This is a genomic window from Aerosakkonema funiforme FACHB-1375 (assembly GCF_014696265.1).
GTDB lineage: Bacteria > Cyanobacteriota > Cyanobacteriia > Cyanobacteriales > Aerosakkonemataceae > Aerosakkonema > Aerosakkonema funiforme_A.
In genome coordinates this window covers 83771-95906 of record NZ_JACJPW010000018.1, presented here as the reverse complement: position 1 = coordinate 95906, position 12136 = coordinate 83771, and the positions used below count along the sequence as shown (strand labels likewise).

Annotated in this window: 7 protein-coding genes; 1 reads left to right on the top strand and 6 read right to left on the bottom strand. The window is 45.0% G+C overall.

All coding sequences use genetic code 11. From position 1 onward, the window contains the following. Positions 1 to 96 precede the first annotated feature (96 nt). Positions 97 to 1494 (top strand): TldD/PmbA family protein, encoded by a 1398-nt coding sequence (locus H6G03_RS09485; protein WP_190464077.1) that lies wholly within the window; start codon positions 97 to 99, stop codon positions 1492 to 1494. 195 nt (positions 1495 to 1689) lie between these two features. Here H6G03_RS09485 and H6G03_RS39255 read toward each other — a convergent pair whose 3' ends face one another. The 6 genes from H6G03_RS39255 to H6G03_RS09455 all read right to left on the bottom strand — a co-directional run bounded on the left by H6G03_RS39255 (position 1690) and on the right by H6G03_RS09455 (position 12120). Beyond that, positions 1690 to 2769 (bottom strand): GUN4 domain-containing protein, encoded by a 1080-nt coding sequence (locus tag H6G03_RS39255; protein WP_190464076.1) that lies wholly within the window; start codon positions 2767 to 2769, stop codon positions 1690 to 1692. A 51-nt stretch (positions 2770 to 2820) separates the two neighbouring features. Beyond that, complete coding sequence (gene coaE / locus H6G03_RS09475; protein ID WP_190464075.1) at positions 2821 to 3417, bottom strand: dephospho-CoA kinase; 597 nt, start codon at positions 3415 to 3417, stop codon at positions 2821 to 2823. Positions 3418 to 3492: 75 nt separating this feature from the next. Further along, positions 3493 to 8547, bottom strand: a complete 5055-nt coding sequence (locus H6G03_RS09470; RefSeq protein WP_206756617.1) for a PAS domain S-box protein — start codon at positions 8545 to 8547, stop codon at positions 3493 to 3495. A gap of 658 nt (positions 8548 to 9205) precedes the next feature. Further along, positions 9206 to 10873 carry a uroporphyrinogen-III C-methyltransferase gene (cobA, locus tag H6G03_RS09465; protein ID WP_190464073.1) on the bottom strand — a complete coding sequence of 556 codons (1668 nt, stop codon included), beginning with the start codon at positions 10871 to 10873 and terminating at the stop codon, positions 9206 to 9208. Between the two features lie 27 nt (positions 10874 to 10900). Beyond that, positions 10901 to 11638, bottom strand: a complete 738-nt coding sequence (locus H6G03_RS09460) for a tetratricopeptide repeat protein (RefSeq protein ID WP_190464072.1) — start codon at positions 11636 to 11638, stop codon at positions 10901 to 10903. Positions 11639 to 11787: 149 nt separating this feature from the next. Beyond that, positions 11788 to 12120 (bottom strand): translation initiation factor, encoded by a 333-nt coding sequence (locus H6G03_RS09455; RefSeq protein WP_190464071.1) that lies wholly within the window; start codon positions 12118 to 12120, stop codon positions 11788 to 11790. Positions 12121 to 12136: the final 16 nt, after the last annotated feature.

Sequence of the window (12136 nt, the reverse complement as noted above, 5' to 3'; positions counted from 1 at the left end):
TAGCCCCTAGTCCCTAACCCCTAACCCCTAACCCCTAGCCCCTAACCCCTTCCTTTCCTCTAAAATAAAGTCAGTTCATCAACACCACCATCGGCTATGCCCAGCTTAATTGCGGATGCCAAAAACTTGCTCTCTGACTTGATTGGAAAATATCGATCGCAAGTAGATTATTTGGCGATTCGATTGGAAGAAGCAGAAGGGACTGATATATTACTGCGTGCGGATAAGATCGAAACACTTTCCCAGGGTATCTCAATTGGTGGGCAGGTACGAGCTTGTTACAAGGGAGGTTGGGGTTTTGCTAGCTTCAATCAACTTTCGACATTGAAAGAACGGGTGGAAGAAGCGATCGCAGCTGCTCGTATAGTAGGAGATGAAGAAACTATCCTCGCTCCGATCGATCCAGTTCGGGATATCTTCGAGCTACCTTTGACCGGTACCGATCCGCGCCACATCCAATTATCTGAGAAAAAGACATTGTGCGATCGCTACACCCACATTCTTCGCAGCTTGGATAAGCGAATTACCACCACTTCAGTACGCTACAGCGACAGCGCCCAGCGAATTTTACTTGCCACCTCAGAAGATACAATGCTAGAGCAATCTTGGGTGGATATGGAAATGCGTTTTGCCGCTACAGCTCGCGATGGCGAAACTGTGCAAACCGGACGGGAAACTACAGGTTCTCGCAAAGCTTACGAAGATCTTACCAATCTCGATGACCAAGTTCGCAGTGCCGCACAACGAGCTGTAGACGCCCTCGCCCTACCTTCCGTCAAAGGTAACACTTACACGGTGGTGATCGACCCGATTCTCAGCGGTTTGTTTGTCCACGAAGCTTTCGGTCATCTTTCCGAAGCTGATATGGCATACGAAAACCCAGATTTGCTGGAAGTGATGACATTAGGACGGCGATTCGGGCCAAAAGAACTGCAAATTTTTGATGGCGCTGCACCTCCCGGACATCGCGGCAGTTATTTCTACGATGATGAAGGAACGCCGGCGACAACTACCCAGCTAATTAAAGATGGGGTTTTGGTGGGAAGACTGCATTCTCGCGAGACAGCTGGCAAATTGGAAGAAGAACCTACGGGAAATGCTCGCTGTCTCAACTATCATTATCCGCCGATCGTGCGAATGACGAATACTTGGATTGAGCGCGGTAATACGCCAGTCAAGGATTTATTTAAGGATATCAAAGAAGGCGTTTATGCTCGCAACTGGTTGGGTGGGATGACGAATGGCGAAATGTTCACCTTTAGCGCCGGGGAAGCTTGGATGATTCGCAACGGCGAAATTGCCGAACCTGTGCGCGATGTGACGCTTTCGGGGAATGTGTTTACAACTTTAGCCGATATTGAAGCGATCGGCGATGATTTCTACTGGGATGAATCCGGCGGTTGCGGTAAAGGCGGACAAAGCGGTTTGCCCGTCGGTTGCGGTGGCCCTTCTTTGCGAATTCGCAATGTCGTCGTTGGTGGCGAAGCAGCGTAATTTTGGATTTTGGATTTTGGATTTTGGATTTTGGATTAATTGACGCTCCCCAAGTGAGTTTGATACAATCTAAAATCCAAAATCTAAAATGATTTAGTTGTAGGGTGGGCAATGCCCACCTGATTAATTTAGTTGAATTTGAAAAAATTAATTGACAAACCTTTAAGTATTAGTTTTGGATGATTCTTACCTCCCTCAATCGTAAAGTTTGGAGAAAATAAATGTGAGCATAAAACCGTGATGGAATGCAGATCCTAACTCTTGCCTACCCACTGTTGGTAAATGACCTTTAGGACTATCTAAAGAGTAATTGATTTCACCATTAAATGTCCATTCGGGTGAGCCTTTAAGCAGCCAGCCAAGATCGATAGTAAGGGCAGTAGGTAGCGTCAATATTCCTTTAATATTGTATCTACTCAAAAAATCTTGAAAAGAATCTCCTAGACTTGCAGTTGAGTAAGTAGGTGTTCGCTGCATAAAACTTATGACATACTGTTGGCGCTCTTCAACACTTAGATTTTGCCAATCATCGCCATCGAAAAAACCTATTTGTTCAAATATTTGGTAGAGTTCATTCCTTATTTTTTGAAGGAGTTCCCACTGAACGCTAATTCCAAAATGACCATCGCTATGAATAACCCATAGATAATCAATTGCTTGTAAGTCCTCAAGTAAAAAATTATCAATTGCCTCTATAACTGATGTTCTGACTGAGGATGAATCTTTATTGAGGAGTTGGCGATTGACTGTAAAGGTGAGTCTTGTTGTCTCTGCATCTGCTTCTTTCCAGTTTTTCCTAATTAGAAGGTCTTGCAATTTTAAGTGCATAGGCTTTATATTAGTATGGAAATAATTAGCAAATATTGAGTGTTTACTATCTTTTTGATATCGTTGTTTCGTTTGTGCGATCGCCACTTGAATGGCTTGTTTTAATTCTCTCCCATCAAAGGGTTTTTCGCAGAAGTGGAAATATTCAAACAACCCGGAGATTTCATCTGTAATTTTTTCCTTTTTCCCAGACATGACGATTAAGGGAATCCATCTCAACCGAGCTTGAGACTGGATATATTGAAAAACTTCCCAATCACTACCCAAAGCAATTTCAAAATCTAAGAGAATGATACTAGGTTTTTCACGTTCTAAGAAACTGATTCCATCTGTTGCATTATAAACCCAATGTATCTGAATACTATTCTTTAGCAGTAAATTTATCAATTGCTGAAACACCCTTTGCATATTTCTGGAATATTCAATAACCAAGATAGTTTTTGGCACAATCTTACTTTTTAGATATTGTCTATTAGCTTTGTATTATTGTTTATCGTATCATGCTTTTATGGCTGCATCAACCTGTTTTAATAAGGCTTCCAGAGTAGAAGAGTTATCCAAAACTACATCGGCTTTGTTACACTTTTCCTGAAGTGACATTTGACTGTTAATTCTGGCTTTGGCTTGTGCTAAAGTTAATTCATCTCGTTCTATCAACCTATTTAATTGTTGTTGTTCGTCAACAAAAACCACCCAAATTTCTGTGACTAAATCTGTCATATTTGCTTCAAATAACAAAGGTACAACTAACACTGCTGTGGAATTTAAAGGTAATCGCTCGATCGCTTCGACAAAACGATCGCGCACATAGGGGTGTATTTGTTGCTCTAACCAATATTTTTCTTGAGGATTGTTGAAAATAATATTGCCCAACTGTTGACGATTTAACGCACCTGAAGCTGCGAGAATATCCGCGCCGTAGCGTTCGGCTATGTTGTTAAGAATTGACGAGCCCGGTTGTACAGCTTCTCGTGCGTAGATATCCGCATCAAAAATAGGCAATTTGTAGGCATTGGCGAGATAATTTGCAACCGTAGTTTTGCCTGTGCCAATGCCACCAGTTAAACCAATAAGGCGATGATTGTTAATAGCCATTCGTGAATGAGAATTTTTCGGTAATTATTAGCCATTATTAATATTTTAGCTCGAATTAGTTTATAATGATTAAAGTTAAAATCTTAAATTATTTCTAAGTAAATCTTCTGCGGTTTTGCCGTCCACAGGCTTAGAAATGAAATAGCCTTGAGCGTATTCGCATAGCAGCGATCTGAGTTGCGCCAATTGGTCGGCAGTTTCCACACCTTCTGCGATCGCATCCATTTCCAAACTATGCGCCAAGGTGAGGATCGTCCGCACAATTTCCAAACTTTCGCTATCAACAGTCATTTGAGAGATAAAAGAGCGGTCTATTTTCAAAGTATCGATCGGCATCTGATGGAGACGCGCTAAAGATGAGTAGCCCGTACCAAAGTCATCTATGGAAAGCTGAATTCCCAAAGCTTTCAACTGTTCTAACATCGCTTTTTCGGAAGTAACGTTTCCTAACAAACCGGTTTCCGTAATTTCAATTTTCAAACTGTGGGGATTAATACCAGTTTCCCACAATATTTGGTTGATTTGCTCAATTAATCCTCTTGTCGATAACTGCACAACAGACAAATTTACACTTATAGTTAAAAGTATGCCATCGCCAAATTCCTTCTGCCAAATAGCCATTTGGCGGCAAGCTTCGCGCAATACCCAGCGATCGATCGCACCGATCGAACCGGTTTCTTCCGCCAGCGGAATAAACTGGTCTGGCGAAACAAAACCTCTTGTGGGATGCTGCCAGCGGACTAGCGCCTCAAAGCCACTAATTCTGCCGCTTTTGAGAGATACGATCGGCTGGTAATAAACTCGCAATTCCGAGCGTTCGATGGCTCGCCGCAAGTCTGTTTCTAACTGCAATTTCTCCACAGCACCAACGTGCCATCTCGGCTCAAAAAGGGCGTAACCTCCAAACCCAAGTTTTTTGGACTGGTGCATTGCCGTATCGGCGGCACGTAAGAAGTCAGTTGCCAAATCGTAATCGATCGTACTGAAAGCGATGCCAATACTGGCAGTAACAAATACCTCTTGTCCATCAAAATTAAACGGTAATTGCAATTCCTGGTAAATGCGATCGGCTACGCGGGTGGCGTCGCTGGGTTTTTCCAGATCTGCAAGAATTATGGCAAATTCGTCTAATCCTACTTGTGCCACAAAAAATTTGAGATTTTGGCTCGTTCCCAGACGACTGTCTAGAAATGCGGATTTGGGATTATTTACATTATTTGGTTGCTGGTAAATTTGTCTAAATTCTATATTCTTGTCACCTGCTGACAAGCCAAAATTTAAAATAGAAAATCCAAAATTGCTCAGGCAATTTTTTAAGCGATGAGCAGTCGCGACAAGCAGCCGATCGGCAACCTCGTGTCCCAAACTGTATTTAACGATCTGGAAGCGATCGAGATCGAGCAACATCACAGCAAACAAACCTGTTTCCCCACATTTCTTTTGTTCGATCTTCTGTCGGAGTCGCTCTAAAAACAAAGTTCGGTTAGGCAAGCCAGTCAGGGGATCGTAAAAAGCATAGCACCACAGCAAATCCTCCGCCTGCTTGCGATCGGTAATATCGGTAAGCGTACCGACATAGCCAAGCACTTCTCCATTTTCCCCAGTCTCCACGACAGCCTGACCGAATACCCAAGTGGTCAAGCCATTAGGATTTTTAAAACGATATTCCGATTCAAATCGGAAATTATCTCTAGTAGCCAGATCCCATTCACTTAAAACGCGCTCTCGATCTTCAGGATGCAACGCTTGCATCCAGCTTACTCCCAGAGACTCTTCTACTGTCAAACCGGTAATTTGACACCAACGCTCGTTGACGTACAAACACTCTCCCCTGATATCCGTGCGAAATATCCCCACCGGCGATACTTTTGCTAGGGTATAATATCGGCGCTCGCTTTCTCGCAAAGCATCTTCCGCTCGTTTGCGCTCGGTGATATCGTTTGCCAATATTAATTGAGCGCGTCTGCCAAAAAAGATCAATTCGTGGGCCGCGATCTCCACATACATGATAGTGCCATCCTTTTTGCGATTCCTCCACAGACTCCTGCGATTAATATCGGAATTCTGCTGAGATATTGTTTCTGCTAATAAGCTAGAAATATCTTCTGGCGGGTGAATATCTCTGATTGTCATCGCCAAAAATTCATCGCGAGAATACCCATAGTGCTGAATAGCCGCATCATTAACATCTAAAAATCTGAGTGTCTCAAAGTCATACACCCACATGGGATGGGGGTTACTTTGAAACAAATTGCGGTAGCGCTTTTCTGACCCTCGCAGTTCTAACTCTGCCAGTTTGCGCTCGGTGATATCTTGAACCATTGCCAAACTACCGATGACCGTCCCATCTGTTTCCAGGGGTAAGATATACCACTCGCAGATTATATTGCGTCCATCTTTGGTAATGTTGTGGTCGATTTTGGCAATTGAGGAGTCAGTATTGAGAATTGGAGATCGATCGGCGGTCATCGGTGGAATGCTTTCCCACTCACCAGTTACCAGATCGTGCAGACGCTTGCCCAAAACTTCTTCTTTTGTAAAAGAAAAGATTCTTTCTGCGGCGGGATTCCAATCGATTACGCCAAATTCAACATCTAGCTCGATACATCCGATCGGCATAGTGTCAATTTGCAGCTGGAGGCGTTCTTGTAGCTGTTTGGTTTGTTCGTAAAGCTGGGCGTTGAGAATTGCGATCGTACAGCGTTCGGCGGTGATTTCCAGTAAGTGCAGTTCCCGCTCGCTAAAAGGATGGACGCTCAACCAATCTAAATGCAGAACGCCGATCGTGTTGTTGTTGCGTTGCAGGGGAACGCCCAGCATCGTGCGAATACCAAGCTGTTTGAGGGGTTGGCCGATCGCGATCGGATCGCGCTGTACGTCTTCAATGTAAAGCAGCTTTTGAGTTGCGGCTATTGTACCTGCAAAGCCTTGTCCGATGGGGACGCTAAAGTGAGAACGATTTTCTGCATCAATCCCAATGCTGGCACGGACGCGCAGGCGATCGTTTTCTTTCAAAAGGATCGCACCCATATCCGCTTGCACTACGCTGGCAATTCTCAACAGCAGCACTTCTAGCAATTCATCCAGATTCAAAGTGCCGATCGCATTGGCAGTTACTGTCGTGAGAGCGGTAAGGTCTTCTTTCTCCTGTTTGAGTTGCTCTAACAACTGCTCGCGCTCGTTCTCCAGACGCTTGCGATCTGTAATATCTCGCGCAATCCCGATCGAACCGATAATGTTGCTTTGGTAGTCGCGCAAGACATATTTGCTGGCCAGAAAGGTTCGCGTGATGTTGTTAGCAGTAACGATTTCCTCAACTATTTCCGTTTCACCGCTGGCCATAATTTTGCGGTCATTTTCGATGATTCGATCGGCAGTTTCCGGCGAAAAAAGCTCGGTGTCGTCTCGTCCTATTATTTCTCCTAAAGGTTTTCCCATAATGCGGGCAGTTGTAGAGTTAGCTAGGACGTAGCGGCCTTCGAGATCTTTGACAAAAATCGCATCACTGCTTCCTTCCACTACGGCTTGTAAGAGGTTGTAGCTTTCTGCCAATACCGCTTGTACCCGTTTGGAATTGGTAATATCGTTTAAAGTGCCGCAAATGCCTGTGATGGTGCCATCCGGAGCAAAAGTTAACTGCGCTTGCAGTTCGACATAGCGCAACTCGTTGTTTTTCGTCACTAATCTTAGCTCGTAGCGACAAAATTCTGTTTGCCGTCGGTTTAAAGATTGAAATTCTTCTGAGTAATGTTGGCGATCGTCAGGATAAACGAAGTCTAAACAATTTTTACCAATACTTTCTGCGATCCTATATCCCGTGATTTTTGTCCAAGCAGGATTGAGAAATGTCCACACGCCGATTGTATCTATCTGGAAAATTACTTCGGCGACGCTGTTAACAACCGCTCGATATCTTTTCTCTCTTTCTTCAAGAGTGCGAAAAGTCGAGTCGCGTTCGCTGACTGAACGTTGTAAATATGCTGCCATCTCATCAAAAGCTAAGCCAAGTTGTTTGATTTCTCCTCCTGTCAATCGCCAACAAACGCGGGTATTGAAATCTCCATCTCCTAAACGTTTTGTTGCCAATAGCAGGGCTTTGATTTGACGTATAACAAACAACTCGCTGCCTATCCAAGCAGCAGTTAGCATTAAAGATGTACCTACTCCTAACCAGATTAAGTTGCGGATAAATGTTTGGTTAGCGACGGCGAAAACTACTTTTTTAGGTATGCCAACGCTTACGTATAGAGAGCTTGGCATGGAGCTTAGCAACGGATCGTTAGTGTTAGTCTCCAGGGGTGTAACGACATACAACCGAGATATGCCATCGACTCCAGGAGTATAAATAATGCCTTTGTTTGCTCGCGATCGAATGGTTTCGATGGTATGTGTTTCTGGGGCTTTACGCCCGACCCAGGTTTCTGGGTTGGGGTAGCGAGTTAAAATCGTACCTTTGCGATCGATAATAGTGAAAGACGCTCCAGGTGGCAGTTCGGCGCTAGGAGCGATTTGATTGAACCAGTTGAGATCTAGCGCTGCATAAATGACGGCTTTGACCTCACCGGCTCGATCGCGAACGGGATACCCAAAGTCGATCGTCGCCTTGTCAGGGATATGACCGATTTGATATTCACCGATAGAGAAGTCGCGATCTTTAATGGCAAGCTGAAACCAGGTGCTAGAAGCTCGATTAACCGAGTCTTTCCCAGAAATAGCGCTACAGCGAACTTTGCCGTGGCGATCGACTACTCCTATATTGGCGTACTGTCGGTATTGTTGTTGCAGAGCGGCGAAAAGAGTATTACACGCTGCATTGGAACTGGGTGTTTCTATCCCGACGCTTTGCACTTGCGGCAGTTGCGCCAAGGTCATTAGCACTTGGCGCGTCACCTCGATCGATTGCTCCTGAATTTTAGACGCAAGCTCAGTCAACTGCAACGCATCTTTCTGCGCTACCGCTAATGCCTGTTGGCGTTCTTTCCAGTACGTGTAAAGTGTGAGGACGAACGTCGGAACTACGGCCAGGAATACCAACAAAATCAGGCGGAAACGCAAACTGGCAAATACCGATATCAACCTGGATTGCCCTCTGTGTTTGCTAGTGCTGAATTTTGTTTCTGAGCTTTGCATCCGCAAGTTTATTTGTCTATCCTTTCGGATTTTAATTTTTTTATTGTGTTTCTACTTACTCATCCACTAGGGATAATCCTATATTATAATTGGATTAAATAACCTTTGACAATCATATTCAATTTTTTATTATTTTGATGACATTTATCAAATAAATTCACAATTTATGAGTGCTGGAAATATAGACATAATATGTTTTGCAAAATAAAATTTTATCAACCGTTTTGAGTATATATGCCTGTCTATTTTAGCAAACTATTCTGATTATTTACTTTCAAAGTTAAGGTTGGCCTACAAGATTTTTCCCAAAACCCTCTCAGTAAGTGCAGGAAACTTATATTTCAGCTGTCATTTTGTCAGACTCTTCCTTTAAAAGGTTATGTCTGCATGAATCGCTATTAGACATCTCCAATAACTCTTGTGGGGTAGGCATCCTGCCTGCCGAGATTCTTTTTTGGAAAGGTCTAATTTTCTACTACCCATATTGCCAACCAAGGTGCTTATGGAAGCCTAGCGGGTGTTATTTTTTATTTTACCTATAGATAAAAAAGCAAAAGTGTTTGTCAAGAAAAATTTTAGGCTTTCTGTTCGTATTATAAATTTCTGCGATTTCACTAAGAATTTCGGTATAATATTATACCCTTTGCCAAACATAATCTTAAATCTCCATTAAGGCTTTTAATAAGCCTTCCAGAGTATATTCTTTCGCCTCTACATCGACTCGTCCCAGTAACTGCTGACAAGTTTTGGAAGTTTGAGGGCCAATGGAAGCAATGCAAACGCCCTCCAACACATCCATAGGTAGAGATGCTTGTACCAACCGATCGAAACATTGCACGGTTTTGGAACTAGCAAAAGTAACTGCATCCACTGCTTTGCGCTGTAGAGCGTCGAAAGCTTCTGGCGGTATATCCGTCGGACACTGAGACTGATAAGCCGGTACTTCCACGACAACAGCGCCTTGAGCGGTTAATTCTTGTACCAGTACTTCTCGCCCCCCAGTTTCCACTCTGGGGAAGAGAATTTTTTGGCCGACTAACTGTGCTGGGAAATTTGCCACAAGGGAATCGGCCACAAAATCTGGTGGGATAAAATCGGGTATAACGGAGTGTTGTTGCAGGCGTTGGGCTGTTTTTTTGCCAACTACAGCAATTTTGAGGGTAGCTAGAGCGCGGGCATCTTTGCCTTGTGCTTGCAGTCGTTCAAAAAAATAGTCTACCCCATTGGTGGAAGTGAGAATTAACCAATGAAAAGTGGGAAGATTTGCGATCGCACTATCCAGATCCGACCAACTAGAAGGAGGGCCAATTGACAGCGCGGGCATTTCAATTACCCTTGCGCCTGCTTGTTGCAACAGGTCACCAAACTCGCCAGATTGACCCACCGATCGAGTCACCAGGATAGTTTTGCCAGCCAGAGGAAGCAACCTCTCCTCGTCAGACGGAGAGGGGAGAAGAGAAGCAGAAATTTGTGAGTCCTGAAAATCGATCGATCTTGGGTGTTCGGTATTTGTCACGGTGATAGAAATTTGCGGTTGAGGATTCTCAGTGTCGAATTTTAAATCATCCTCGCTCTCGATCGCCACTTTATAACCAGAATCGCCGCTAAGTAAATACGGGCGTAACCCCACAACTTCCCCGATCGCGATAACTGCTGGCGAGAGGGACGCCCCAGCAGTGACTTGAACAATATTGCCCAGTTCTCCTGTCCAAACTTGTTGTTGGGGATGTCCCGCCCAGCGAATTACCGCGACGGGAGTTTTTGGGGATCGTCCGTATCGTTGCAGGCGATCCACAATTTCCGCTAAATAACGCCCTCCCATCAAAATTACCAGCGTGTCAATCCCAGAGAGAGTCTGCCAATCTAACTCGGCTGGGTCGTGACCGCTGAGAACTGCAAAACATCGACTCAACACCGGGTCAGTCAGAGGAATTCCCGCAAACAGCGGTGCTGCTAGCGCCGAAGAAATTCCCGGCACCACTTCAAAAGGACAACCTGCTGCCAGCAAGCTCTCAATTTCCGAGCCACAACGACCGAAAATGAACGGATCGCCACTTTTGAGCCGCACTACCTGCTTTCCTTGCTGACATTGTTCCACCAGCAGGCGATCGATTTCTGCTTGCTTAATGCTGGGGCGTCCGCCGCGTTTGCCCACATCAAACAAGCAGCAATTGAGGGGTACTAGGTGCAACAGTCGCCCATCCACAAGGGCGTCGTAGACCAAAACTTCTGCTTGCGCTAACAGCTGTTGCGCCCTCACCGTGAGGTAGGCCACATCGGAAGGCCCAGCACCCACCAAATAGACTTTGCCTTTTTGCCCGGTCATAGTTTCGCTTTTGCGAACGCCAATTTTTTACTTTTGTTCGTTCACTTTTTGAATGATTTCATCGACTTTACCAGCTTGCTCTTTTTGACCCTGGTTTTGCAATAAATCTCTAGTTGTTCTCAAACTGGCGAGCGCTTCCTCTTTCTTGCCTTGTTCGGATAAGCCCAATGCCAAGACATAATGAGCTTGTGCAAAGTCGGGCTTGAGGCGAATGGCTTCTTTTGATTGTGCGATCGATTCGTCTAATTTGCGCTGTTGACCCAAAGCCACAGCTAATTTAATATGAGTCTCTGGATTATCGGGAGCAAGGCGAACAGATTCCTTGTAGTGAGAGGTTGCCTCATCTATCTTCCCCTGACGTTGCAGAAGCACACCCATGTTAGAGTGAACCTCTGCATTTTTAGGGTCTAGCTGAAGCGATTTGTTCCATAATTCCTCTGCGCTCTTAAAATCTTGTTGTTTGACCTTTTCAATACCTTGCTGATAGTAATCCGCAGCGCTGCCTTTCTCTACAGGGGCTGGGGCTGGGGCTGGGGCTGTTTGAGTATTGGCAGTATCTGTTTGTGAAGAGGCTGCTGGGCTGGCTGGCGGAGTTGGGTTAGAATTTTGTGGGTTGGAAGCTGATGCCGAAGTTGCTGGCGAAGCTGACGGGGTAGAGTTGGCGTTTGGCGAGTTTGACCCTGATGAAGAACAACCAAAAGTAGATAGGCTCAGACTGATGACAGTAGCCAGAAGCAGGTGTTTGCGTTTGATTTGATGAGACATTAGGAGATCCGTAATCGTAGCTCTAAGCCTAGTGTGACAGAAGATTTAGAGGTTGACTAAATCAACAAAAGGCAGTAGCAATATGTAGCTCTGCCTTTATTATTGTGCGATCGCACATCCATACTAAGCTGAAGGTTCGCGGTTTACCTTTACCAGCGGGACTCCTGGTCTGCGGGGTCGCCATAGGGGTCTTCGCTGGCGGGACGAATATCGGGGAACATTCCTACATCGGCGGGGTCACCGTAGGGGTCTTCGCTCGCCGGACGAATATCGGGGAACATTCCTACATCTGCGGGGTCACCGTAGGGGTCTTCGCTCGCCGGACGGACATTACCGAACATTCCTACATCTGCGGGGTCACCGTAGGGGTCTTCGCTCGCCGGACGGACATTGCGATCGTCATCATTGTATTCTTCTTCCGATCGTCGATCGTTATTGCCAAAGATGGCATCTCCCACGTTTCGCAAAAATCTATCTACCATGATTTATCTCCGTTAA